The 24290-nt window shown below is 65.7% G+C and carries 23 protein-coding genes and 1 tRNA gene; 3 read left to right on the top strand and 21 right to left on the bottom strand.

Annotated features, from left to right (window positions below; all coding sequences use genetic code 11):
* Positions 1-6 precede the first annotated feature (6 nt).
* The 17 genes from C9412_RS07530 to C9412_RS07610 all read right to left on the bottom strand — a co-directional run bounded on the left by C9412_RS07530 (position 7) and on the right by C9412_RS07610 (position 16134).
* On the bottom strand, positions 7-1515 hold the full coding sequence (locus tag C9412_RS07530) for an NADH-quinone oxidoreductase subunit M (protein WP_107231062.1): 1509 nt from the start codon (positions 1513-1515) through the stop codon (positions 7-9).
* 23 nt (positions 1516-1538) lie between these two features.
* Entirely contained in the window at positions 1539-3707 is a 2169-nt protein-coding gene (gene nuoL, locus C9412_RS07535) for an NADH-quinone oxidoreductase subunit L (protein WP_107231063.1), read from the bottom strand.
* Positions 3708-3714: 7 nt separating this feature from the next.
* Positions 3715-4020 carry an NADH-quinone oxidoreductase subunit NuoK gene (nuoK, locus tag C9412_RS07540; RefSeq protein ID WP_005417921.1) on the bottom strand — a complete coding sequence of 102 codons (306 nt, stop codon included), beginning with the start codon at positions 4018-4020 and terminating at the stop codon, positions 3715-3717.
* A complete protein-coding gene (locus tag C9412_RS07545) occupies positions 4017-4676 on the bottom strand; it encodes an NADH-quinone oxidoreductase subunit J (RefSeq protein ID WP_107231064.1) in 660 nt (219 codons plus the stop codon). Before C9412_RS07545 ends, nuoK begins: the two co-directional genes overlap by 4 nt.
* 9 nt (positions 4677-4685) lie before the next feature.
* The gene (nuoI, locus tag C9412_RS07550; RefSeq protein ID WP_005410456.1) at positions 4686-5174 is read right to left on the bottom strand and encodes an NADH-quinone oxidoreductase subunit NuoI; all 489 of its coding nucleotides are present in this window, start codon (positions 5172-5174) and stop codon (positions 4686-4688) included.
* Between the two features lie 3 nt (positions 5175-5177).
* Positions 5178-6272 carry an NADH-quinone oxidoreductase subunit NuoH gene (gene nuoH, locus C9412_RS07555; RefSeq protein WP_107231065.1) on the bottom strand — a complete coding sequence of 365 codons (1095 nt, stop codon included), beginning with the start codon at positions 6270-6272 and terminating at the stop codon, positions 5178-5180.
* Complete coding sequence (gene nuoG, locus C9412_RS07560; RefSeq protein ID WP_107231066.1) at positions 6269-8515, bottom strand: NADH-quinone oxidoreductase subunit NuoG; 2247 nt, start codon at positions 8513-8515, stop codon at positions 6269-6271. The genes nuoH and nuoG overlap by 4 nt, the downstream gene beginning before the upstream one ends.
* Positions 8512-9852 carry an NADH-quinone oxidoreductase subunit NuoF gene (gene nuoF, locus C9412_RS07565; protein WP_006458704.1) on the bottom strand — a complete coding sequence of 447 codons (1341 nt, stop codon included), beginning with the start codon at positions 9850-9852 and terminating at the stop codon, positions 8512-8514. The genes nuoG and nuoF overlap by 4 nt, the downstream gene beginning before the upstream one ends.
* A gap of 4 nt (positions 9853-9856) precedes the next feature.
* Positions 9857-10384, bottom strand: coding sequence for an NADH-quinone oxidoreductase subunit NuoE (gene nuoE / locus C9412_RS07570; protein WP_006381132.1), 528 nt, complete (start codon positions 10382-10384; stop codon positions 9857-9859).
* 97 nt (positions 10385-10481) lie between these two features.
* Positions 10482-11789, bottom strand: a complete 1308-nt coding sequence (locus C9412_RS07575; protein ID WP_049429534.1) for an NADH-quinone oxidoreductase subunit D — start codon at positions 11787-11789, stop codon at positions 10482-10484.
* Complete coding sequence (locus C9412_RS07580) at positions 11786-12535, bottom strand: NADH-quinone oxidoreductase subunit C (RefSeq protein WP_005410462.1); 750 nt, start codon at positions 12533-12535, stop codon at positions 11786-11788. The genes C9412_RS07575 and C9412_RS07580 overlap by 4 nt, the downstream gene beginning before the upstream one ends.
* Positions 12536-12568: 33 nt before the next feature.
* On the bottom strand, positions 12569-13123 hold the full coding sequence (locus C9412_RS07585; RefSeq protein ID WP_005410463.1) for an NADH-quinone oxidoreductase subunit B: 555 nt from the start codon (positions 13121-13123) through the stop codon (positions 12569-12571).
* Complete coding sequence (locus tag C9412_RS07590) at positions 13114-13470, bottom strand: NADH-quinone oxidoreductase subunit A (protein ID WP_005414075.1); 357 nt, start codon at positions 13468-13470, stop codon at positions 13114-13116. The genes C9412_RS07585 and C9412_RS07590 overlap by 10 nt, the downstream gene beginning before the upstream one ends.
* A gap of 111 nt (positions 13471-13581) precedes the next feature.
* Positions 13582-13666 (bottom strand) — tRNA-Leu (locus C9412_RS07595).
* A 51-nt stretch (positions 13667-13717) separates the two neighbouring features.
* Entirely contained in the window at positions 13718-14155 is a 438-nt protein-coding gene (gene secG / locus C9412_RS07600; RefSeq protein WP_107231067.1) for a preprotein translocase subunit SecG, read from the bottom strand.
* Between the two features lie 31 nt (positions 14156-14186).
* Positions 14187-14942, bottom strand: coding sequence for a triose-phosphate isomerase (gene tpiA / locus C9412_RS07605; RefSeq protein WP_107231068.1), 756 nt, complete (start codon positions 14940-14942; stop codon positions 14187-14189).
* 256 nt (positions 14943-15198) lie between these two features.
* Complete coding sequence (locus C9412_RS07610; protein WP_107231069.1) at positions 15199-16134, bottom strand: 2-oxoglutarate and iron-dependent oxygenase domain-containing protein; 936 nt, start codon at positions 16132-16134, stop codon at positions 15199-15201.
* 193 nt (positions 16135-16327) lie between these two features.
* Here C9412_RS07610 and C9412_RS07615 point away from each other — a divergent pair, with 193 nt between their 5' ends.
* From C9412_RS07615 to C9412_RS07625, 3 genes are read left to right on the top strand one after another with little or no spacing between them, the layout of a single operon-like run.
* The gene (locus C9412_RS07615; protein ID WP_107231070.1) at positions 16328-18211 is read left to right on the top strand and encodes a sulfatase-like hydrolase/transferase; all 1884 of its coding nucleotides are present in this window, start codon (positions 16328-16330) and stop codon (positions 18209-18211) included.
* Positions 18212-18231: 20 nt separating this feature from the next.
* A complete protein-coding gene (locus C9412_RS07620) occupies positions 18232-19377 on the top strand; it encodes a glycosyltransferase family 4 protein (protein WP_107231071.1) in 1146 nt (381 codons plus the stop codon).
* Positions 19370-20227, top strand: a complete 858-nt coding sequence (locus C9412_RS07625) for a polysaccharide deacetylase family protein (protein WP_107231072.1) — start codon at positions 19370-19372, stop codon at positions 20225-20227. The genes C9412_RS07620 and C9412_RS07625 overlap by 8 nt, the downstream gene beginning before the upstream one ends.
* Before the next feature lie 8 nt (positions 20228-20235).
* On the opposite strand, the gene C9412_RS07630 is transcribed toward C9412_RS07625, so the two are convergent.
* From C9412_RS07630 to trpA, 4 genes are all read right to left on the bottom strand, one after another.
* On the bottom strand, positions 20236-20718 hold the full coding sequence (locus C9412_RS07630; RefSeq protein ID WP_107231073.1) for an RcnB family protein: 483 nt from the start codon (positions 20716-20718) through the stop codon (positions 20236-20238).
* Between the two features lie 266 nt (positions 20719-20984).
* On the bottom strand, positions 20985-22346 hold the full coding sequence (gene glmM / locus C9412_RS07635; RefSeq protein WP_107231074.1) for a phosphoglucosamine mutase: 1362 nt from the start codon (positions 22344-22346) through the stop codon (positions 20985-20987).
* The gene (gene accD / locus C9412_RS07640) at positions 22346-23221 is read right to left on the bottom strand and encodes an acetyl-CoA carboxylase, carboxyltransferase subunit beta (RefSeq protein WP_005417947.1); all 876 of its coding nucleotides are present in this window, start codon (positions 23219-23221) and stop codon (positions 22346-22348) included. The genes glmM and accD overlap by 1 nt, the downstream gene beginning before the upstream one ends.
* Before the next feature lie 259 nt (positions 23222-23480).
* Entirely contained in the window at positions 23481-24290 is an 810-nt protein-coding gene (gene trpA, locus C9412_RS07645) for a tryptophan synthase subunit alpha (protein ID WP_107231075.1), read from the bottom strand.

The raw sequence follows: 24290 nt of genomic DNA on the forward strand, positions 1-24290 counted from the left end.
CTGGAATTACAGCAGCTTGCTGGATGCGATCTGCATCGCCAGCTTCGCGATCGAGGGCTCCATCAGGTCGGTCAGCGGCTTGGGGTAGATGCCCAGGGCCAGCACGCCGACGGCGAACACGCCCAGCACCAGCCATTCGCGGCCGTTGATGTCCTTCAGTTCGGCAACATGGCTGTTGGCCACTTCGCCGAAGAAGATGCGCTTGTACAGCCACAGGGTGTAGGCCGCGCCGATGATCAGCGTGGTGGCCGCACCCAGCGCGATCCACGGATTACGCTGGAACGCCGACAGGATGACCATGAACTCACCGACGAAACCGCTGGTGCCCGGCAGGCCGGCATTGGCCATGAAGAACAGCATGGCGAAGGTGGCGAACCACGGCATCACGTTGACCACGCCGCCGTAATCGGCGATGCGGCGGCTGTGCATGCGGTCGTACAGCACGCCGACGCAGGAGAACATCGCGCCGGACACGAAGCCGTGCGAGATCATCTGCACCATGGCGCCCTGCAGGCCCAGGCGGGCCGCATCGGCGTTGCCGGCTTCACGCACCAGCCACAGGGCGATGAAGGTGCCCAGGGTGACAAAGCCCATGTGCGCGATCGACGAATAGGCGATCAGCTTCTTCATGTCGTCCTGCACCAGGGCGACCAGGCCGACGTAGATCACTGCGATCAGCGACAGCGCGATCACCAGCCATGCCCATTCCTGCGATGCGTCCGGGACGATCGGCAGGTTGAAGCGCAGGAAACCGTAGCCACCGATCTTCAGCGCGATGGCGGCCAGGATCACCGAACCGGCGGTCGGCGCTTCCACGTGCGCGTCCGGCAGCCAGGTGTGGACCGGGAACATCGGCACCTTGACCGCGAAGGCGATCAGGAAGGCGAAGAAGATCCAGGTCTGCTCCTTGGCCGACAGCGGCAGTGCATACAGGTCGGCCAGCTGGAAGCTGCCGCCCTTCATGTACAGGTAGATCAGCGCCACCAGCATCAGCACCGAGCCGAGGAAGGTGTACAGGAAGAACTTCAGCGCAGCGTAGATGCGGCGCGGGCCGCCCCAGACACCGATGATCAGGAACATCGGGATCAGCATCGCTTCGAAGAACACGTAGAACAGCATCGCGTCCGTCGCGGCGAAGATGCCGACGGTGACGCCTTCCAGGATCAGGAAGGCGGCCACGTACTGGTTCACGCGCTTGTCGATGGCGCTCCAGGCGCCGATCAGGGCAAGCACGCTGACCAGCGTGGTCAGCAGGATCAGCGCGATGGCAATGCCGTCCGCGCCCAGGTTGTAGCCGATCTTGTACGCCGGGATCCAGGCATGGGTCTCGACAAACTGCAGACCGTCGATGCCCGCGTTGTAGCCGCTCAGCAGCGAGAGGCTGGCAACGAAGGTGAGCACCGCCACGCCCAGCGACGCCCAGCGGGCGGTCTGCGCATCACGGATCGCAAGGATCAGGGCGCCACCGATGATCGGCAGCCAGATGAGGACACTGAGTAGAGGCCAGTTCGACACGTCTTCTTATTCCGTACAGGTCATCAACGCAGGTAATGCATCAGCACGCCCAGCAGGGCAATCAGGCCGATGATCATCGCGAAGGCGTAGTGATAGAGGAAACCGGATTGGGTACGACGCAGCACGCCGGCTGCGACGTCCACAACACGTGCCGAGAGATTGACCACGCCGTCGACGATGTTGCTGTCGATCCAGCGCGAGACCTTGCCCAGCTTGACGCTGCCGCCGGCAAAGCCATCGATCCACAGCTTGTCGAAGCCGTACTTGTTTTCCAGCACCGAAACGATCGGGGCGAAGGTCTTGCGCGCCTTGCCCGACAGGTCCGGCTTCCACAGGTAGAACAGTGCAGCCAGCAGGAAGCCCGCAACGGTCAGGAAGAACGCAGGCGCCATCATGCCGTGCAGCGCGAAGGCGACCGGGCCGTGGAACTCTTCACCCAGGAAGCCGATGGTGTTCTTGGCCGGATCGTAGAAATCGACGATGCCGGTGAAGAACGTATGCGCCTGGCCCTTGATCGCGTCGTGCGCGTGGTGGCCGGCCCAGTCGGTGCCGTACAGCATCGGACCGATGCTGAAGAAGCCGATGGCGATCGACGGGATGGCCAGCAGGATCAGCGGCAGGGTCACCACCCACGGGGTTTCGTGCGGCTCATGCGGACCATGGCCATGGCCGTGGTCGTCGTGGTGCGCATCACCGTGGTGGGCGTCGGCGGCGTGGTGATCGTCATGACCGTGGCCATGGGCATGATCATCATGCGCGTCGCGGAAGCGTTCCTTGCCATGGAAGGTCAGGAACAGCAGGCGGAAGCTGTAGAAGCTGGTGACGATCACGCCACCCAGCACTGCCCAGTAGCCGTAAGTGGCCACCCAGTTGTTGGACAGGTGCGCGTGCAGCTCGGCCGCCTCGATGATGGTGTCCTTCGAGTAGAAGCCGGAGAAGAACGGCGTACCGACCAGCGCCAGGGTACCGATCCACATGGTGATGAAGGTGATCGGCATGTACTTGCGCAGGCCGCCCATCTTGCGCATGTCCTGCTCGTGGTGCATCGCGATGATGACCGAGCCGGCGCCCAGGAACAGCAGGGCCTTGAAGAAGGCGTGGGTCATCAGGTGGAACACGGCGGCCGAATAGGCCGACACGCCCAGCGCGACGGTCATGTAGCCCAGCTGCGACAGCGTGGAGTACGCGACCACGCGCTTGATGTCGTTCTGCACGATGCCGATCAGGCCGGTGAAGAACGCGGTGGTGGCACCGATGAACAGCACGAAGTTCAGCGCGGTCTGCGACAGCTCGAACAGCGGCGACATGCGGGTGACCATGAAGATACCGGCGGTCACCATGGTCGCGGCGTGGATCAGTGCCGAGATCGGGGTCGGGCCTTCCATCGAGTCCGGCAGCCACACGTGCAGCGGGACCTGGGCCGACTTGCCCATGGCGCCGATGAACAGGCAGATGCAGATGACGGTGGCGATCGACCAGATCACCGGCTCGTTGAGCAGCTGCATGCCCAGGATCGTGCCGTCCCAGATCTGCAGCTGGGCGCGCGGGTCAGCCAGCATGCCGGCCTGCGAGAACACCTGCGAGTAATCCAGGGTGCCGAACACCCACAGCACGCCGGCGATGCCCAGCAGGAAGCCGAAGTCACCGACGCGGTTGACCAGGAACGCCTTCATGTTGGCGAAGATCGCGGTCGGGCGCTTGAACCAGAAGCCGATCAGCAGGTACGACACCAGGCCCACCGCTTCCCAGCCGAAGAACAGCTGCAGGAAGTTGTTGCTCATCACCAGGGTGAGCATCGAGAAGGTGAACAGCGAGATGTAGCTGAAGAACCGCTGGTAGCCCGGGTCGTCCTGCATGTAGCCGATGGTGTAGATGTGGACCAGCAGCGACACGAAGGTCACCACCACCATCATCATCGCGGTCAGCTTGTCGACCATGAAGCCGACGTGGGCCGAGTACTGGCCAACCTCGAAGAACGTGTAGATGTTCTGGTTGAACGGCTGCGCGCCGCCCCACATCAGCTGGTAGAACGTGTACATCGACAGGCCGCAGGCAACTGCGACGCCGAGGATGGTGAGGGTCTGCGCGCCGAAGCGCTTGACCTGGCGACCGAACAGGCCGGCGATGATGCTGCCGAACAGCGGTGCAAGCACCACTGCGATCAACAGACTCTTGGAGAGAGTGATTTCCATCTGTGGATCAGCCCTTCAACGAATCGACTTCGCCGACATTGATCGTGCGGCGGGTGCGGAACAGGGTCACCAGGATCGCCAGGCCGATGGCGGCTTCCGCGGCGGCGACGGTCAGGATGAAGAACACGAACAGCTGGCCGGACGGGTCGCCCAGCTGGCGCGAGAAACCGACGAAGTTGATGTTCACCGACAGCAGCATCAGCTCGATCGACATCAGCAGGACGATGACGTTCTTCCGATTGAGGAAGATGCCGGCCAGGCTGATGGCGAACAGCACCGCGCCCAGCGCGAGGATATGGCCCAGCGTGATCATGCCTTGGTCTCCTCTTCGCCTGCGGCAGGCGTGTTGTTGCTGTGGACCACCGGCTGTTCGGCATCCATCTTGACCATGCGCAGGCGCTGTTCGGCCTTGACCATGGTCTGCTCGCCCGGGTTCTGGCTCTTCACGCCGGTGCGGCGACGCAGGGTCAGCATCACGGCGGCAACCACGGCCACGGTCAGGATGACGGCGGCGAACTCGAACGGCAGCAGGTATTCGGTGAACAGCGTGCGCGCCAGCCAGGTGATGTTGGAGCTGTCGGCAGCGATCGCGGCGGCGTTGTCGGCCGGGAACGGGTTGACCGCCCTGCCCTTCACGCCGATCAGGATCAGCATCTGCACCAGCATCGCCACGGCCACGATCAGGCCGACCGGCAGGTAGCGCACCCAGCCTTCACGCATCTTGGTCGGATCGATGTCCAGCATCATCACCACGAACAGGAACAGCACCATCACCGCGCCGACGTAGACCAGCACCAGCGCCACGCCGAGGAACTCGGCGCCCACCAGCAGCCACACGCAGGCGATGGAGAAGAAGGTCAGCACCAGGCACAGCACGGCGTGAACCGGGTTGCGCACGCTGATCACCGCACCGGCCGAAACCGTTGCCGCGATGGCGAACACCCAGAAAGCGATATTTACCCAATCCATCTCTCGACCTCAGCGGTAAGCGGCGTCGGCGGCACGACGCTCGGCGATCTCGTTTTCGAGACGATCGCCAAGGGCCAGCAGCTGCGGCTTGGTAACGATGTTTTCGCCACGGTTCTCGAAGTGGTACTCGAGGATGTGGGTTTCGACGATCGAGTCCACCGGGCAGCTTTCCTCACAGAAGCCGCAGAAGATGCACTTGAACAGGTCGATGTCGTAGCGGGTGGTACGGCGGGTGCCGTCCTCGCGCTTGGCCGAGTCGATGGTGATGGCCAGTGCCGGGCACACCGCTTCGCACAGCTTGCAGGCGATGCAGCGCTCTTCGCCGTTGGGGTAACGGCGCAGCGCGTGCAGGCCACGGAAGCGCGGCGACTGCGGGAACTTCTCCATCGGGTACATCATCGTGTACTTCGGCTTGAAGCTGTACTTCAGCGTCAGCCAAAGACCGGCCAGCAGTTCGAGCAGCAGCAGGCTCTTGAAGTAATGGGTAATCCTGTTCATCACTTAGACGCCCTTTTGAATCACGCCGAAGAACACCATGACGGCGGTAACCGCGATCCACAGAATGGCCAGCGGGATGAAGACCTTCCAGCCCAGGCGCATGATCTGGTCATAGCGGAAGCGCGGGAAGCTGGCACGGAACCAGATGTAGGCACTGGCGAAGAAGAACACCTTGACGAACAGCCACGGTGCACCGCCCTTCCAGATCCAGTCGACCAGCGGCGAGACATCACCGAAGTTGACCCAGCCCTGGACCGGGCTCAGCCAGCCGCCGAGGAAGAAGATCGAGATCAGGAAGCTGATCAGGATCATGTTCGCGTATTCGGCCAGGAAGAACAGCGCGAACGCACCGCCCGAGTACTCGACCATGTGGCCGGCCACGATTTCCGATTCGCCTTCCACCACGTCGAACGGCGCGCGGTTGGTTTCAGCCACGCCCGACACCCAGTAGATGACGAACAGCGGGAACAGCGGCAGCAGGAACCAGTCGAAGAAACCGGAGCTGCCGGCCTGCGCCATCACGATGTTGCTCAGGTTCAGGCTGCCGGCGGCGATCATCACGCCGACCAGGGCGAAGCCCATGGCGATTTCGTAGCTGATCATCTGCGCCGAGGCGCGCATCGCACCCAGGAACGCGTACTTCGAGTTGGAGGCCCAACCGGCCAGGATGATGCCGTAGATGCCCAGCGAGGTCATCGCCAGCAGGTACAGCAGGCCGGCGTTGGCATTGGACAGCACGATCTGCGAATCGAAGGGCACCACCGACCAGGCCGCGAAGGCCGGCGCCAGGGTGATCAGCGGCGCCAGCAGGTAGATCGCCTTGTTGGCGCTGCTCGGCTGGACCACTTCCTTGAACAGCAGCTTGAAGACGTCGGCGAAGGCCTGGAAGATGCCCATGCCTACGTACATCGGGCCGTGGCGGACGTGCATCCAGCCGATCAGCTTGCGTTCCCAGACCACGTAGAAGGCCACCGAGACGATCACCGGCACGGTGATCACCAGGATCTTCAGGATGATCCAGATCAGCGCGCCGATGTCACCGAGGCCAAGCAGCCACTGGTGCAGCGGGTCGACCGCGTTCAACAGCAATTCGTTCATGCAGCCACCACCGATACGCGAGCGGCACCCAGCGGCGCGGTCGCGCCGTGGCCCGATTCAATCCAGACCGAACCCGCAGCGACGCGGGCGTCGACCACCACCGGCAGGGTGGCCTTGCCGGCATCGGTGCCGACCTTGGCCATCTGCCCTTCCTGCAGCTGCAGGCGAGCGGCATCGTCAGCGTTGAGCACGATGCGCGGGGCGTTGTTGAGCGGATGCGACTGCAGTGCCGGCGCGCGACGGACCACCGCATCGGTGCGGTAGATCGCGGCGGTCGAAGCCACTTCCAGGCCTTCGCCGGCAACGGCCGGCTGCGCAGAGGCAGCCACGGCGACCGACACCGGGGCCAGGCTGGCGCGCAGGCCGGCCAGGTCGATGAAGTCGAAACCGGCCACGGCCATCTCACCGCCCAGCGCACGCAGCACGCGCCAGCCCTCACGGGCCTCGCCCGGCAGCTTGCCGCCGGCACGCGCCGACTGCTCGCGACCATCGAGGTTGGTCAGGGTGGCGTCGATTTCCGGCAGCGCACCGATCGGCAGGATCACGTCGGCAACATCGCGGGTCGAGGTGCAGGCGAACTGGCTGAAGGCCACCACCTGGGCACCAGCCAGCGCCTTGCGCGCGGCCGGGGCATCGGCGAAGTCCAGGCCCGGCTCCAGGCCGTACACCACGTAGGCCTGGCGCGGCTGCGCCAGCATCGCGGCCACGTCCTTGCCGGCCGGCAGCACGCCGGCGCGGGTCAGGCCCACGGCATTGGCGCCCTGCGGGATGCGGCACAGCTTGGCACCGGTAGCGGCGGCGAAGTCACGCGCAGCAGCGCGGATCGCGGCAGCCTGCGGGTGGTTCTCGGCGATGCCACCGACGATCAGCACGGTGTTGTTGCCACCCTGCACTGCCGAACGCAGCTCGGCGTTGGCCAGCGCGTCGACGAACTTCGACGGCGCGACGATCTGCTTGCCGGCAATGCTGAAAGCGAAGTCGAAGTCCACCGGGTTGACGACGTGGATCCTGGCGCCGTTGGTGGTCTGCGCCTTGCGCAGGCGGGCGTGCAGCAGCGGCAATTCGTGGCGGATGTTGCTGCCCAGAATCACGATGCGGTCGGCGCCTTCGATTTCGGCCAGCGGCAGGCCGAACACTTCGGCGGTTGCGGCGTCGGAGAAATCGCGGTTGTTGATGCGGTGGTCGATGTTGCTCGAACCCAGGCCCTTGGCCAGGCGGGCCAGCAGCGCGCCTTCCTCGTTGGAGGTGGACGGATGCACCAGCACGCCCAGGTTGTCGCCCTGGTTGGCCTTGAGGATCTCGGCGGCCGCGGCCAGGCCTTCGGCCCAGCTCACTTCCTTCCACTCGCCATTGACCTTGCGCAGCGGCTTGACCGCACGGTCTTCGCTGTACAGGCCCTGGTGCGAGTAGCGGTCACGGTCGGACAGCCAGCACTCGTTGACGGCTTCGTTGTCGCGCGGCACGGTGCGCAGCACTTCGCCACGACGCACGTGCAGGAACAGGTTCGAACCCATCGCGTCGTGGTAGCCCAGCGATTCACGCGCGGTCAGTTCCCACGGGCGGGCGCGGAACTGGAACACCTTGTTGGTCAGCGCACCGACCGGGCAGACGTCGACGACGTTGCCGGACAGTTCGGTGGTCAGCGGCTTGCCGTCGTAGGTACCGATCTGCAGATTCTCGCCGCGGTACATGCCACCCAGTTCATAGGTGCCTGCCACGTCGGCGGTGAAGCGCACGCAGCGGGTGCACTGGATGCAGCGGGTCATCTCGGTGGCGACCAGCGGACCCATGTCTTCGTCGGGCACCACGCGCTTGCGCTCGTTGAAGCGGCTGACCGAACGGCCATAGCCCAGCGACACGTCCTGCAGCTCGCACTCGCCGCCCTGATCGCAGATCGGGCAGTCCAGCGGGTGGTTGATGAGCAGGAACTCCATCACCGAACGCTGGAACTTGAGCGCCTTCTCGCTGCGGGTGGCGACCTTCATGCCGTCCATCACCGGGGTGGCGCAGGCCGGCGCCGGCTTCGGCGACTTCTCCACGTCCACCAGGCACATGCGGCAGTTGGCGGCGATCGGCAGCTTCTCGTGGTAGCAGAAGCGCGGAATGGAGATGCCGGCCTTGTCGGCGGCCTGGATGATCATCGAGCCCTTGGGCACGACCAGCGACTTGCCATCGATCTCGATGGTGACGTGATCGGGTGGGACGCTCGGATTCCCACCCGGATTATTGGGTTGCGCGCTCATGCAGCGGCTGCCTCCACCTTCTTGCCGTCAACCATCGAATGACCGTTGACGATGTAGTACTCGAACTCGTCCCAGAACTGGCGCAGGAAGCCCTGGATGGGCCATGCAGCCGCTTCGCCGAACGCACAGATGGTGTGGCCTTCGATCTGGCCGGCCACCGCCTTCAGCTGGTGCAGGTCTTCCATCGTGGCCTTGCCGGCGACGATGCGCTCCAGCACGCGGTGCATCCAGCCGGTGCCTTCACGGCACGGGGTGCACTGGCCGCAGGACTCCTTGTGGAAGAACTGGCTGATGCGGCAGGCGAACTTGACACAGCAGACGCTGTCATCGAGCACCACGACGGCACCCGAACCCAGGCCCGAGCCCAGTGCGCGGATGGTGTCGTAGTCCATCGGCAGGCCCTTCAGCTCGGCCGCAGTCAGCACCGGCATCGACACGCCGCCCGGAATCGCGCCCTTCAGGGTGCGGCCCGGACGCAGGCCACCGGCCATTTCCAGCAGGTCGTCGAAGGTGGTGCCCAGCGGCACTTCGAAGTTGCCGCCGTTCTGCACGCAGCCGGACACCGAGAAGCACTTCGGGCCGCCGTTGGCGGTCAGGCTCAGGCCCTTGAACCACTCCGGACCGTTGCGGATGATCGCCGGCACCGAACCGTAGGTTTCGGTGTTGTTGATCGTCGACGGCTTGCCGTACAGGCCGAAGTTGGCCGGGAACGGCGGCTTGTAGCGCGGCTGGCCCTTCTTGCCTTCCAGCGATTCCATCAGTGCGGTTTCTTCGCCGCAGATGTACGCGCCGGCGCCCAGCGCACCGTAGATGTCGATGTCCACGCCCGAGCCCATCACGTTCTTGCCCAGCCAGCCGTTTGCATAGGCGTCGGCCAGGGCCTGTTCGAAGTGCTCGAACGGCTCGTGGTGGAACTCACCGCGCAGGTAGTTGTAGCCCACGGTCGAACCGGTGGCGTAGCAGGCGATCGCCATGCCTTCCACCACCGAATGCGGGTTGTAGCGCAGGATGTCGCGATCCTTGCAGGTGCCCGGCTCGGATTCGTCCGAGTTGCAGAGGATGTACTTCTGCATGTTGCCCTTGGGCATGAAGGACCACTTCAGGCCGGTCGGGAAGCCAGCGCCACCGCGGCCGCGCAGGCCCGAGGCCTTGACCATCTCGATGACCTGCTCCGGCGGGATCTTCTCTTCGAGGATCTTGCGCAGGGCGGCGTAGCCACCGGTCTTGAGGTAGCTTTCGTACGACCACGGGGTGTCGTAATGCAGGGTGGTGTAGACCACCTGGTGCGGCAGCGGCGCGGGGCCGACCGGACCCTTGGATTCGTGGTGATGTGCCATGCCCTTACTCCAGCCCGTCCAGCAGCTCGTCGACCTTTTCCAGGGTCAGACGCTCATGGTAGTGACCGTTGATGACCATCATCGGCGCGCCACCACAGCCAGCCAGGCACTCTTCCTCGCGCTTGAGGTAGACGCGGCCGTCCGGGGTCGATTCACCGTGCTTGATGCCCAGCTTCTTCTCGCAATGACGCACGATGTCTTCGGCGCCATTGAGCCAGCAGCTGATGTTGGTGCAGATGGCCACGTTGTTGCGGCCCACCTTCTCGGTCTCGAACATCGAGTAGAAGCTGGCCACTTCGTAGGCCCACACCGGCGGCAGGTCCAGGTACTTGGCCACGCCGGCGATCAGTTCGTCGGTCAGCCAGCCCTCGTTCTGCTCCTGGGCCGCATGCAGGCCCTGCAGCACGGCAGAGCGCTTGCGGTCCGGCGGGAACTTGGACAGCCAGTGATCGATGTGAGCGCGGGTCTTGTCGCTCAGCACCACCATCGGGTCGACGTCGCGCGCCGCCTCGAAATTACCTGTCGCCTTCATCGGCCGACCTCAGCGAAATGCATAACGTGAAATTGCAGAAACTGCGGCGCCGGCTTGCGCCGGCTGCCTGCAGCGGGCGTTGGCGTGGCGGACGGCATTACCGGTCAACCTCGCCGAACACCAGATCGTAGGTACCGATCATGGCCACCACGTCGGCCAGCATGTGGCCGCGCACGATCGAATCGATCGAGGACAGGTGGGCAAAGCCCGGTGCACGCAGGTGCACGCGGAACGGCTTGTTGGCGCCATCGGAGACCAGGTAGCAGCCGAACTCGCCCTTCGGGGCTTCCACCGCCGAGTAGGTCTCGCCGGCCGGCACGCAGTAGCCTTCGCTGAACAGCTTGAAGTGGTGGATCAGCGCTTCCATGTCGTCCTTCATGTCCTCGCGCTTGGGCGGAGCGACCTTGAAGTTCTTCACCATCACCGGGCCCGGGTTGGCCTTCAGCCACGCCACGCACTGCTTGATGATGCGGTTGGATTCGCGCATTTCGGCAACGCGGACCAGGTAACGGTCGTAGCAGTCGCCTTCCTTGCCCAGCGGGATGTCGAAATCGACGGCATCGTACTTGGCGTACGGACGCTTCTTGCGCAGGTCCCAGGCAACGCCCGAGCCGCGCAGCATCACGCCGGTCATGCCCCACTGGTGGGCCAGTTCCGGGCTGACCACGCCGATGCCGACCGTACGCTGCTTCCAGATACGGTTGTCGGTCAGCAGGGTTTCGTATTCATCAATGCGCTTGGGGAACTCGACGGTGAAGTTCTCCAGGAAGTCCAGCAGCGAGCCTTCGCGCGAAGCATTCAGCTGCTTCAGCGCCTTGCCCTTGTGCCAGCGCGATTCCTTGTACTTCGGCATGTGGTCCGGCAGGTCGCGGTAGACACCGCCCGGACGGTAGTACGCCGCGTGCATGCGCGCGCCGGAGACCGCTTCATAGCAGTCCATCAGCTCTTCGCGCTCGCGGAAGGCGTACAGCATCACCGCCATCGCACCCAGGTCGAGTGCGTTGGAGCCCAGCCACATCAGGTGGTTGAGGATGCGGGTGATTTCGTCGTACATGGTGCGGATGTACTGCGCACGCTCCGGCGCTTCGATACCCATCAGGGTCTCGATCGCGCGCACGTAGGCGTGCTCGTTGCACATCATCGACACGTAATCCAGGCGATCCATGTAGCCGATCGACTGGTTGAACGGCTTGGATTCGGCCAGCTTCTCGGTACCACGGTGCAGCAGACCCACGTGCGGGTCGGCGCGCATGATGGTTTCGCCATCCATTTCCAGGATCAGGCGCAGCACACCGTGCGCGGCCGGATGCTGCGGGCCGAAATTCATGGTGTAGTTGCGGATTTCCTGCCGTGCTTCGGCCGGATTGCTCGCGAACGCTTCGCGGGCCTGGTGGAACTCGCTCACTTCACTGCCTCCTGCGCGCGCTCACCTTCTGCGGTCTGCAGACGGGCGTCGTCACGGATCACGCGCGGCACGCCGACACGCGGCTCCACCGAGGTGACCGGTTCGTAGATCACGCGCTTCTTTTCTTCGTCGTAGCGGACTTCGACATTGCCGATCAGCGGGAAGTCCTTGCGGAACGGATGGCCGACGAAACCGTAGTCGGTCAGGATCCGGCGCAGGTCCGGGTGGCCTTCGAAGATCACGCCGTACAGGTCGAACGCTTCGCGCTCGAACCAGTTCAGGCCCGGCCAGATGCCGGTCAGCGAGGACACCACCGGCAGTGCTTCGTCAGGGGCGAAGCAGCGCAGGTGCATCATCAGGTTGTGCTGGTACGAACGCAGCTGGGCGACCACGGCGAAACGCTGGGTCGGCATGTGCTGCGGGCGGGCGCCGTCGGCACCGTTTTCCTCGGTGGGGAATTCACCCCACGCGAAACGGCCCTGGGCCTTGCCTTCGACACCGCGGCTGAAGCCCTGCGAGGACACGTCAGCGGTGTCCCATTCGTCGGAGCCATAGCCGAGGTAATCGACGCCGCAGAGATCCACGGCCTGTTCGAAACCAAACTCGTCACGCAGCGCCAGGGCGGTGGCGTGCCACTCGGCGGCAGGCACTTCCAGCGTCACTTCGCCGCGGGGTTCGACCACGATGACCTTCGCACCTGCGAAACGTGCGGAGAGTCGGTCGATGAAGGATGCTTGCTCTGCCATGGGGGCTTGGCGCGCTCTTGTCAGGTGAAGGGGTCAGCGGGCGATGGTCTGTGTACGCCAGATCTTCTTCTGCAGCTGCAGGATCCCGTACACCAGCGCCTCGGCGGTCGGCGGGCAGCCCGGGACGTAGACGTCCACCGGCACCACGCGATCACAGCCGCGCACGACAGAATAGGAGTAGTGGTAATAGCCACCGCCGTTGGCGCAGCTACCCATGGAGATGACCCACTTCGGGTCCGGCATCTGGTCGTAGACCTTGCGCAGCGCCGGGGCCATCTTGTTGACCAGGGTACCGGCCACGATCATCACGTCGGACTGACGCGGCGACGGGCGGAACACCACGCCGTAGCGGTCAAGGTCCAGGCGCGCGGCGCCGGCGTGCATCATCTCGACCGCGCAGCAGGCCAGACCGAAGGTCATCGGCCACATCGAGCCGGTGCGTGCCCAGTTCAGCAGTGCGTCGACGCTGGTGGTGACAAAGCCCTTTTCCAGCAGCGGGTTGTCGCCTTCCGGCCGCAGGATGTCATCAACCCGGCCTTCCGGCGTGGGGTTGTTCATGAGGCCATCGAGAGTCTGAATCACTCCCATTCCAGCGCTCCCTTCTTCCAGACGTAAATGAAACCGAGGAACAGCATGCCGACGAACAGGCCCATGGTGACCAGCGAACGGGCACCGAGCTCCATGAAGACCTGGGTCCACGGCACGATGAAGATGATTTCCAGGTCGAAGACGATGAACTGGATCGCGATCAGGTAGTAGCGCACGTCGAACTTCATGCGCGCGTCTTCGAAGGCTTCGAAGCCGCACTCGTACGGCGACAGCTTTTCCAGATCGGGGCGGCGGGGACCGAGGAATCGGCCTACCAGCATCAGCGTAATGCCGATACCGGTGGCAACGATCAGAAACAGCAGAGAAGGCAAATATTCGGCCAGCACAGCGATTCTCTCTTGCCTCTGCCGCCGCGCCTGCAGGCGCTTTGGCATGGGGGAGTGGACGGGAATGCGCCTGGCGCCTTGCGCGCCAGACCAACCCGCTTTACTTACAAATGGTGCCCAAGAGGGGACTCGAACCCCTACGACTTGCGTCGCTACCACCTCAAGGTAGTGCGTCTACCAATTCCGCCACCTGGGCAAACGATCACATCAGACTATCTTCCCGATGCGCCGCGTATTGTAACCGGCTTCAGTGTTTCTGGGAGCCTTCCGAAGGCTTTTCTTCACCAGAAACCGAAGATTCCGCCTGAGCCGGCACATTCGCGGCCGGAACCGGGGCGGCCGGGACCGTATCGGCCTTCGGAACGGCCGGCAGTTCGCCCGCCGGAGCCGCCGGAGCGGTCGCCGCCGGGGCGGACATCAGGCCCAGGTCCTGGTCGGCCGCCGGGCGGCTGCCGTGACCGGCGTACCAGGCCATGAAGAGGCTGATGCCGAAGAACACGACAGCCAGCCACTTGGTCGACTTGGACAGGAAGTTCGAGGCGCCACGCGCACCGAACACCGTCCCCGAGGCGCCGGCACCAAAGCCCGAACCCGCCGCCGCACCCGAGCCACGCTGCATCAGGATCAGCGCGATCATGGCCACAGCGACCAGCACGTAGACGACATTGAGGATCAACATCAGCATTGGAAACCGCCCTCGGACAATACTTCTAGGATTAGTTCGCGGCCGCCGCCCGTGCGATGACCAGGAAGTCCGCGGCCACCAGGGAGGCGCCGCCGACCAGCCCACCATCGACATCCGGCTGCGCGAACAGTTCCCCGGCATTGTCGGGCTTCACGCTACCGCCGTAAACAATGGGCAGTGAATCAGCGATTCTAGCATCGAAGCGCGCGACTTCGCCACGGATGAACGCGTGCACCTGCTGCGCCTGCTCCTTGCTGGCGGTACGGCCGGTACCGATGGCCCAGACCGGCTCGTAGGCGACCACGGCCTGGGCGAAACCGGCCGCGCCGGTCAGCTCCAGCACCGGGGCCAGCTGGCTGGCGATGACCGCTTCGGTCTGCCCGGCCTCGCGCTGCTCCAGGGTTTCGCCCACGCACAGCACCGGCACCAGCCCGGCGTGCAGGGCCGCGGCGAACTTGCGCGCGACCAGCTCACTGCTCTCATGGTGGTACTGGCGGCGCTCGGAATGGCCGACCAGGCCATAGCGGGCACCAACCTCATGCAGCATGGCAGCGCAGACCTCACCGGTATAAGCGCCCTTCTCGTTGCTGCTCACGTCCTGGGCGCCGAACACCAGGCCGGTGTCGCCGAAGTCCTCGACCAGTTCCCCCAGGTACGGCAGCGGCGGCAGGATCACCACGTCCACCCCGTCCAGCGGCAGCCCTGCGGCCACCTGCCCCAGCAGTTCATTGGCGAATTGACGGCTGCCATGCAGCTTCCAGTTTCCGGCGACGATCTTGCGGCGCATGAGCGGGTGGCTCCTGTGTGAAGTCAGCCGAGCATGATACCCGTTACGGCAAAAATCCGTTTCCGTGTAAGCGGTTACATGCATTTTCAGCCAACGCCGCAGCCCCTCGTGGTGGGTGGCCTGGGTGGGCCTGGCCGGGGTCAGATCCCTTTTCCGCAGGAAAAGGGATCTGACCCCTACCCTGTCGAATTCGGAGCTGCCGGCCAGCGGCCGGCACTACCTGTAATGAAAAAGCCGCCTTTCGGCGGCCTTTTCATTACTTCAGCTTGATCTCGCGCAGGCGTTCCTCGAGGAAGCCATGGGCAGTGATCGCTTCCGGGTAGCGGCTCGGGTTCTCGGCGGTGATGCACGAGGGCAGCACGTCGATCAGGAAGTCCGGGTTCGGGTGCAGGAAGAACGGCACCGAGTAGCGCGGCTGGCGCGCCAGCTCGCCCGGGGGATTGACCACGCGGTGGATGGTCGACGGGTACACATGGTTGGTCAGGCGCTGCAGCATGTCGCCGATGTTGACCACGATGGTGTCCGCGTCCGAGGTGAACGGCACCCACTGGCCATCATGCGACTGCACTTCCAGGCCGGCGGCGCTGGCGCCGACCAGCAGGGTGATGAAGTTGATGTCGCCATGGGCACCGGCACGCACGTTCGGGATGTCGTCGGTGGTGATCGGCGGATAGTGGATCGGGCGCAGGATCGAGTTGCCGAAGTTGGTCTTGTCGGCAAAGAAGTTTTCCGGCAGGCCGATATGCAGGGCCAGCGCCGACAGCACGCGCGAGCCCAGGTTGTCCAGCGCCTGGTACAGGCCATAGCCGCGCTCACGGAAACCCTCGACCTCGGTCGGCCACAGGTTTGGTGCCATCACGTCGCGGTACTTGGAGTCGTCGGCGATCTCACGACCGATGTGCCAGAACTCCTTCAGGTCGAAGTGCTTGGAGCCCTTGGCGGTTTCCACGCCGAACGGGGTGTAGCCGCGGGCACCACCGCTGCCGGCCACGTGGTACTTGCGCTTGACCTCTTCCGGCAGCGCGAAGAAGGCCTTGAAGACGTCGTAGGCCGCGTCGATGTCGGCCTGCGGGATGCCGTGGTTGCGGATGCCCGCGAATCCCCATTGGCGGTAGGCCGCGCCCAGCTCGGCCACGAAGGCCTCGCGGTCGCTGTCGAAACGGGTGATGTCGAGGGTGGGGATCTGGCTCACAGCGGTTCCTGGCTTGTCGTTGGTCTGGGCGGGCCGCGCATTCACGGCCCACCTGAACATTGTGACAGATCGCCCGGGGTACGCCACCCGATACGAAGAAACAAACCGATACAATGCGCCACCCGCGCGCGGATTAACGATTCCGTCACAACCGGGACTCTCCTTTCATCCCGCGCCCCTGCCCCGATCGTCCATGCACACTGCCGCCCCTTCTGCCGATGTTCCGCTGCTGCCCAGTGCCGCCCGCCGCTGGCATCGCCTGGCCTGGTGGTCGCTGTTCGTGGCGGGCAATGCGGTGCTCGCCGCGGCGATCGCGCTGGGCAATGTGCCTCTGCGCGACAACCCCGGCGGCGCTGCCGGCCTGGCCTATCTGGCCATCGCCCTGCCCGGCCACCTGCTGGCCTTCGGTGCCCTGGCCGGCCTGCTGCCCCTGCTGCTCGGCCTGTGGCCACGCAGCGCGCGCATCCTGAGTGTCAGCGCCGTGCTGTTGCAGGGCCTGTGGCTGTGCCTGCTGCTGGTCGACGCCAAGGTGTTCACCCTGTACCGCTTCCACCTCAATGCCATGGTGGTGAACATGGTGTTCGGTGGCGCGCTGCAGGACCAGGTGGCTCTGTCGTGGAAGACCTGGCTGCAGGTCGGCCTGCTGGTCGCCGCAGTTTTCAGCGCCGAGGGCCTGCTGGCCTGGGCCTGCTGGAAACTGCTGCCTGCCGCTCCGCGCCGGCGCCGCGTGCTGCAGGCGTGGGCGATGGTTGCGCTGCTGATGGGCGGCGGCCAGGTCGCCACCGCCTATTACGATGCCCGCGGCGACCGCGACGTGATCGCGCAGTGGAACTACCTGCCGTGGGCACAGCCGATCACCGCCAAGAGTTTCATGCGCCACCTGGGCGTAGTCAGTGAGCAGCAGGCCGGCCTGCCCGACCCGCGCCATGCACAGCTGCAGTACCCGCTGCATCCGCTGCGCTGCCAGAGCACGCAGCGCCCGAACGTGTTGATGGTGGTGCTCGAGTCCCTGCGCCAGGATGCACTCACCGCACAGGTGATGCCCAATACCACGGCATTGGCACAGGACGCGCGCGTCTACGACCACCATTTCAGTACCGGCAACGCCACCCGCTACGGCCTGTTCGGGTTGCTCTACGGCCTGCCCGGGGGCTATTGGCCCAGCATGCTTGACGAGCAGCGCGGCTCGCAGTTGTTCCGGGTGCTGGGCCAGCAGGGCTATGACCTGCATCTGTATGGCAGTGCGCCGCTGTACAGCCCTGAGTTCGACCGTACCGCATTCGCCGATGTGCGAGACCAGCTGCACCAGGGCCCGTCGCAACTGAAATCCGATGGCCGCGATCGCGCGATTGTCAGCGCGTTGCAGCAGGACATCCGAACCAGCCAGGCGGCACAGCGCCCCTGGTTCGGCTTCGTGTTCCTCGACTCCACGCACGCGCCGTACCACATGCCGGCGGACTATCGCCCCCTGGCCACGCCGATGGCTGGCGACATCGACTTCCTGGCCTTCGGCCCCGACCACGACCCGACCCCGGAACTCAACCGCTACCGCACCGCCGTGCACTACGCCGACAGCCTGATCGGCACGCTGCTGGACGACCTGCGCGCACAGGGGCTGGAGCAGAACACGATCGTGCTGGTCACCGGCGACCACGCCGAGGAGTTCAACGATCTGCAGCTGAACTACTGGGGCCACAACGGCAACTTCTCCGACTTCCAGCTGCAGGTGCCGTTCGTACTGCATTGGCCTGGACAGGACGCCGGCCGGCAGGCCCGCACCAGCTCGCACGAAGACTGGGTTCCCACGTTGATGCGCCACGCACTGGGCTGCGAGAACCCGCTGGGCGACTACAGCACCGGCCAGGACCTGCTGGCCGAGCCGCAGGGCCCGCGCGCACTGGTGGTCGAAAGCTGGTCGCAACGCGCGGTCCGCTACGGCGATGCCATCTACGTGTTCGACAAGTTCGGCAATGCCACCGCCCTGGACCGGCACTACCGCCCGCTGCCACAGCAGAGCCCCGATGCCACCGCGGTGCGCGCTGCATGGGAAGCGTTGACCCGCTTCCGCAACCGCTGACCCTCAAGGATCGATTCCGCATGAACCGTCCGCTGCGCATCCTGCACACCGAAGCCGCCAAGGGAATGGGCGGGCAGGAGATCTATATTTTCCGCCACATGCAGGTGATGCGCGCGCGCGGCCACCAGGTGTCGCTGCTGTGCCAGCCCGATGCCCGCCTGGCCGCGCTGGCGCGCGACGATGGCTTCACCGTGCACACCCTGCGCATGGGCGGCCTGGGGCGCCTGCTGAGGGGCATCTGGTCGGTGTCGCGGCTGGTCCGGCGCGAGCGCTATGACGTGGTCAATACCACCAGCCGCCGCGATGCGCTGATCGCCGCTGCCGGCGCACGGCTGGGCGGCACGCCGTTGGTGGTGCGCTCGCGCCACCTGATGAGCCCGGTCAATTCGCTGCTCACCTATACCGGCCTGCCACACCGGGTGCTGACCGTGAGCAGCTTCGTCAAGCAGCTGCTGGCCGACCGCGGCATCCCCACCGAACGCATCGGCATCGTGCCGCCGATCGCGGTACCGCCGCGCTGGAGCGATATCCGCAAGGATGATCCCTGGCAATGCCTGCAGGACGTGCGCGCCGAAGTGCGTGCCGAGCTCGGCTTCGGTGCGCAGGACATCGTGGTGGGCTGCGTGGCGGTGCTGCGTGAGCCCAAGGGCCATGTCGATCTGCTGCAGGCGATGGTGCCGCTGTGCCGGACCCACCCCAACCTGCATCTGGTGGTGATCGGCGATGGCCAGACCGTGATGGAACGGCTGCAGGCGCTGCGCGACGAGCACGGGCTGCAGCAGCAGGTCCACCTGCTGGGCTACCGCGACGGGGCCTGCCGGTTGATGGCCGGCTTCGACATCTTCGCTCTGGCCTCGCACAAGGAGGCCGCCGGAACCGTGTTCCTGGAAGCGGCCTATGTCGGCGTGCCGATCGTGGCGACGCGGGTCGGTGGTGTTCCGGAAATGGTGGTCGATGGCAGCAATGCGATCCTCACCCGGCTGGGTGACGGCGCCGCCCTCACCGGTGCGTTGCGCCTGCTCGTGGATGATCCGGAACGGCGCCGGCAGATGGGCCGCGCCGGCTGGGAATGGATGCGCAGCGCCCACCGCTTCACTCCCGCCGGCCACGGCGAGACCACCGAGTACTATTACCACCAGTGGCTGAAGGAGCTGGGACATGGCTGATGCGCGAACCGTACCGGTGCTGATGCACCATCACGTCAGCCCCTCGCCGGGCATGATCACCGTGTCACCGGAGAACTTCGAGAGCCAGATCGCGTGGCTGGCCCGCAATGGCTGGACGTCGCTGACCCTGGACCAGTACGCCGGTTTTCTTGCGGGCAGGCCGGTGCCGCGCAGATCGATCGTGATCACCTTCGACGATGGCTATCTGGACAACTGGGTGTATGCGCATCCGATCCTGCAGAAGTACGGCATGCACGCGGTGGTGTTCGTGGTCACCGGCTGGATGGGCGAAGGCCCCGAGCGCCCGCACGCCGGCATCGCCGGCGCGGCACTGCCGGCCACGCCGGACCATCGCGGCTGCGAAGCGGCCATCTACGAGCACAAGCGCAGCGATGAGGTGATGATGCGGTGGAGCGAGGCGCGCGCGGCGATCGCCGCCGGCACCTTCGAAGTGCATTGCCACACCCACACCCATACCCGCTGGCTGCGCCGCGACGACCTGGACCGCGCGCAGCGCCGCGCGGGCCTCAGCCACGACCTGGCGATCTCGCGCGAGGTGCTGCGCGACAAGCTCGGCGAGGTATCGGACACGCTGTGCTGGCCCTATGGTGATTTCGACCAGGACCACATCGAGGTCGCGCGCGAGCACGGCTTCCGCTACCTGCACACCACCCATCCGTTTGGACGCAACGTGGTCGGCGGTGATCCGGAGCGGATCTACCGCTTTGCGATCCGCAACCGGCCGGCCAGCTGGTTGCGCAAGCGCATCGCGCAGAGCTACAACCCGCTGCTCGCACCGCTGTTCAATGGCTTCAAGGCGCGCCAGAAGAAGATGGTGCCGGGGCCGTAACAACGGCTTCAGAAGAAGCGCCCGTACACGACCTGCACGATCTCGCCGTTGCGGGTGTTGATCAGCAGCGCGTCCGGCCCATAGCGCACCCATTCAAGCCCCACCGGCGGCACGTCCAGGCCGAACAGCCAGAAGTCGTTGAGGATGTAGTCGCCCTCCCAGTACGGGCGCGGCAGGATCTGGCCATAGTGCCAGCGCTGATAGGCGTAGCCGACCGGCGGATGGTAGGGACCGATGCGGAAGGCGTGGTCGGCGCGGAAGTTGTGCCGGTAGTCCTCGCGGTACGCCGGCCGGGCAGCGCCCAGTTCACGCGGGCGCTCCATCCGCGGGTAGCCCCACGGTGCGCGCATCGGCTCTTCGCGCGGCGCGGACATGTGCGGTCCGCCTTCAGGGCGGCGTTGCGCGCTGGCAACAGAAACGCCAGCCAGCAACGGCAGCACCAGCAGCGCACCTGCCAGCAGGCAGCGGCTGTAGCGCAGTGAGGTGTTCATGGTCGTGGTCCTTGCAGCGAAGGAAGAACAATGGAGCGTGATCCGCTCCGACCAGGTCCTCTTCTGCGCAGGCATCGGGCAGAAGCAGGAATCCTGATGCCCGGAATACGCCGCACTTCGTTCACGCCACGTCAGAAAGCGCATACGCTGCGCTGAACGCGATTGCCGGTCGCGGTGGGTTCAGCCAACGGCACCGGAAAGCGACATGGCCGCTGTCGCGGCCATGTCGGGGTTTCCTCTGCGCTGTGCCGACCGGATCGGCCGTCTCAGCCGGCAGCGTCGCGCACGGCGGCCGACAAGCGATCCAGCGTGTCCTGCATCAGCGTTGCATCGTCGGCCTCGACCGTGACCCGCACCACCGGCTCGGTGCCGGACGGGCGCAGGAACGCACGGCCGCGACCGGCCACTGCCTGCTGCGCGTCGGCCAGTGCCGACTGCACGCGTTCGGCCTGCACGGTGGCCTTGGCCGATACATTGCCCAGGCGCACGTTGACCGTCTTCTGTGGCACCCGCAGCAGCCCCTTCAGGGCCTGCCGCAGGGTCTGCCCGCTGTTGCGCAGCGCCACCAGCACCTGCAGGGCACTGATGATGCCGTCGCCGGTGGTGGCCCGGTCCAGGCACAGCAGGTGGCCGGAGGCTTCGCCGCCGAGCACGCCACCGCCTTCCACCAGCGCCTGGTGCACATGACGGTCACCGACGTTGCTGCGCAGGAAGGGAATCTGCAGGTCGGCGAAGGCCTTTTCCACGCCGTAGTTGCTCATCAGCGTGCCCACCACCGGTCCATGCAGGCGCCCTTCGGCTTTCCACGCACGCGCCAGGATGTACAGCAGATCATCGCCATCGACCGGGTTGCCCTGGTCGTCGGCCATCAACACCCGATCGCCGTCGCCGTCGAAGGCGATGCCAAGATCGGCGCGGGTCTCGCGCACCTTGGCCGCCAGGTTGTCGATGTGGGTGGATCCCACACCTGCATTGATGTTGACGCCGTTGGGCTCGGCACCGATGCCGATCACTTCGGCGCCCAGTTCGCGGAACAGCAGCGGCGCGATCTGGTAGGTGGCGCCATGCGCACAGTCGAGCACCAGACGCACGCCGCGCAGGTCGAACGTACGCGGCACACTGGCCTTGCAGAACTCGATGTAGCGGCCCACCGCCTCACGGGCACGCGAGGCCTTGCCCAGCTTCTCCGATTCGGCGGTGGTGAAGGCGATGTCCAGCGCCGCCTCCAGCGCCAGCTCGGTGGCATCGTCCAGCTTTTCGCCCTGGGCGGAGAAGAACTTGATGCCGTTGTCGTAGTGCGGGTTGTGCGAGGCGCTGATGACGATGCCGGCATCCACCCCCAGCGTGCGGGTCAGGAACGCCACCGCCGGGGTCGGCATCGGGCCCAGCAGCTGCACATCAACGCCCGCAGCGACCAGACCGGCTTCCAGCGCCGCTTCGAACATGTAACCGGAGATGCGGGTGTCCTTGCCGATGATCACAATCGGCCGGCGCCCGTCCTGGCCGCGCTGGGCGACCAGAACGCGGCCGAGCGCATTGCCCAGGCGCAGCACGAAGTCGGCCGAGATCACCCCCTGCCCGACCCGCCCACGGATGCCATCAGTACCGAAGTACTTGCGGCCTCCCATCAAGCCACCTCCGGCGCCGGCTGACGGCCGAGCATGGCCAGCAGATCGGACAGCCGGTCGCGCAGTTCACGACGGTCGCAGATCTGGTCGATGGCACCGTGCTCGAGCAGGAACTCCGAGCGCTGGAACCCTTCCGGCAGCTTCTCGCGCACCGTCTGCTCGATCACGCGCGGGCCGGCGAAGCCGATCAGCGCCTGCGGCTCGGCGATGTTGATGTCGCCCAGCATCGCGAACGAGGCCGACACGCCACCGGTGGTCGGGTGGGTCAGCACCGAGATGTACGGCAGCCCGGCTTCACGCAGCTTGCCCAGCGCAGCCGAGGTCTTGGCCATCTGCATCAGCGAGAACAGGCCTTCCTGCATGCGCGCACCACCGCTCTGCGAGAAGCAGACGTAGGGTGCGCCGATCTCGACAGCGGTTTCCGCGGCCAGCGCGAAGCGCTCACCGACCACCGACCCCATCGAGCCACCCATGAAGGCGAAATCGAACGACGACGCCACCAGCGCACGGCCCTTGAGCAGGCCGCGCATGGCGATCAGTGCGTCGTACTCGCCGGTGTTCTTCTGCGCGATCTTGATGCGCTCGCTGTACTTCTTCTGGTCCTTGAACTTGAGCAGGTCGGTCGGCCCCAGGCGCGCACCGATCTCGGTGGTGCTGTCGGCGTCGAACAACGCCGCCAGCCGCGCACGCGCGCGGATCGCCATGTGGTGGCCGCACTTCGGGCAGACCTCCAGGTTCTCTTCCAGTTCCGGCCGGTACAGCGCACTGCCGCAGTTGCTGCACTTTTCCCACAGGCCCTCGGGGACGCTGCGCTTCTTGCTGGGGGTGTTGTCGGTGCGGATGCCGGACGGCATCAACTTGCTGAGCCAACTCATGCGGGAGGACACTTCCGTTCAGGGCGGCCCGGGGGCCGCAAAGGCGGACAGTCTAGCTCCGCTTCCCCCGCCCGTGCACCCCTTGCCGGGCTTCGGGCTGGCGGAAAAAACCATGCTGGGACGTACGTTTAGCGCGGCAACGCCGTGCGGGGCACGACCCTCAGGCATCCAGGGCCCCGCCGGTCGTGCCGGCCGCTGGCCGGCAACCCGTAGCGCGTGGGCGGGCCAGGCGTATGCCGGCCAGCGGCCGGCACGACCGTCAGGTGTCCAGCGCCTGCCGCAGCGGGGCCAGGAAGGCCCGTGCGCGCTGCGCCGCGTCTTCGGCTGAACCGGCTTCGGCCAGCGCCGCGACCAGGGCACTGCCGACCACCACACCGTCCGCCTGCCGCGCCATCGCCGCGGCGCTGGCGGCATCCTTGATGCCGAAGCCGGCCACCACCGGCACCGAAGCGCGCTGGCGCAGGGCCTGCAGGCGTGCACCGGCCGCATCGCTGTCCAACCGCTCCGACGCGCCGGTCACACCGGCAAAGCTCACGTAATAGAGGTAACCACGGGCCAGCGCCAGCAGCTTGTCGGCGCGCGCTTCGCTGGTGGTCGGCGAGGCCAGCAGCACCAGCGCCAGGCCGGCGGCATCGAACGCCTGCTGCGCTTCGCCGGCTTCTTCCGGCGGCAGGTCGACCAGCAGCACGCCGTCCACGCCCGCTGCCACCGCGGCCTGGGCGAATGCGGCATAGCCATGGATCTCCACCGGGTTCAGGTAGCCCATCAGCACCACCGGGGTCTGTGTGTCGCGCTCGCGGAACTGCGCCACCGCCTGCAACACATAACGACTGCCTGCACCGCGTGCCAGCGCGCGTTCGGAGCTGCGCTGGATGGTCGGGCCATCGGCCATCGGGTCGGAGAACGGCACCCCCAGTTCGATCACATCGGCACCGGCCTCGACCAGTGCATGCATGACCGGCACAGTCGCTTCCAGCGAGGGATCACCGGCGGTGACAAAGGGAATCAGCGCCTTGCGGCCAGCGGCACGCAGGCGGGCGAAACAGGCATCGATACGCTCAACGGACAT

Origin of the sequence: Stenotrophomonas sp. Nf1 (genome assembly GCF_003028475.1) — a bacterium.
Lineage (GTDB): Bacteria > Pseudomonadota > Gammaproteobacteria > Xanthomonadales > Xanthomonadaceae > Stenotrophomonas.

Bases quoted from the DNA above. Each gene is read 5' to 3' on its own strand.
- nuoL (WP_107231063.1), bottom strand. From the start codon at position 3,707: ATGGAAATCACTCTCTCCAAGAGTCTGTTGATCGCAGTGGTGCTTGCA.
- nuoK (WP_005417921.1), bottom strand. From the start codon at position 4,020: ATGATCACGCTGGGCCATATCCTCGCGCTGGGCGCGGTGCTGTTCGCC.
- C9412_RS07545 (WP_107231064.1), bottom strand. From the start codon at position 4,676: ATGGATTGGGTAAATATCGCTTTCTGGGTGTTCGCCATCGCGGCAACG.
- nuoI (WP_005410456.1), bottom strand. From the start codon at position 5,174: ATGAACAGGATTACCCATTACTTCAAGAGCCTGCTGCTGCTCGAACTG.
- nuoH (WP_107231065.1), bottom strand. From the start codon at position 6,272: ATGAACGAATTGCTGTTGAACGCGGTCGACCCGCTGCACCAGTGGCTG.
- nuoG (WP_107231066.1), bottom strand. From the start codon at position 8,515: ATGAGCGCGCAACCCAATAATCCGGGTGGGAATCCGAGCGTCCCACCC.
- nuoF (WP_006458704.1), bottom strand. From the start codon at position 9,852: ATGGCACATCACCACGAATCCAAGGGTCCGGTCGGCCCCGCGCCGCTG.
- nuoE (WP_006381132.1), bottom strand. From the start codon at position 10,384: ATGAAGGCGACAGGTAATTTCGAGGCGGCGCGCGACGTCGACCCGATG.
- C9412_RS07580 (WP_005410462.1), bottom strand. From the start codon at position 12,535: ATGGCAGAGCAAGCATCCTTCATCGACCGACTCTCCGCACGTTTCGCA.
- C9412_RS07585 (WP_005410463.1), bottom strand. From the start codon at position 13,123: ATGGGAGTGATTCAGACTCTCGATGGCCTCATGAACAACCCCACGCCG.
- secG (WP_107231067.1), bottom strand. From the start codon at position 14,155: ATGCTGATGTTGATCCTCAATGTCGTCTACGTGCTGGTCGCTGTGGCC.
- tpiA (WP_107231068.1), bottom strand. From the start codon at position 14,942: ATGCGCCGCAAGATCGTCGCCGGAAACTGGAAGCTGCATGGCAGCCGT.
- C9412_RS07615 (WP_107231070.1), top strand. From the start codon at position 16,328: ATGCACACTGCCGCCCCTTCTGCCGATGTTCCGCTGCTGCCCAGTGCC.
- C9412_RS07620 (WP_107231071.1), top strand. From the start codon at position 18,232: ATGAACCGTCCGCTGCGCATCCTGCACACCGAAGCCGCCAAGGGAATG.
- C9412_RS07625 (WP_107231072.1), top strand. From the start codon at position 19,370: ATGGCTGATGCGCGAACCGTACCGGTGCTGATGCACCATCACGTCAGC.
- C9412_RS07630 (WP_107231073.1), bottom strand. From the start codon at position 20,718: ATGAACACCTCACTGCGCTACAGCCGCTGCCTGCTGGCAGGTGCGCTG.
- glmM (WP_107231074.1), bottom strand. From the start codon at position 22,346: ATGGGAGGCCGCAAGTACTTCGGTACTGATGGCATCCGTGGGCGGGTC.
- accD (WP_005417947.1), bottom strand. From the start codon at position 23,221: ATGAGTTGGCTCAGCAAGTTGATGCCGTCCGGCATCCGCACCGACAAC.
- trpA (WP_107231075.1), bottom strand. From the start codon at position 24,290: ATGTCCGTTGAGCGTATCGATGCCTGTTTCGCCCGCCTGCGTGCCGCT.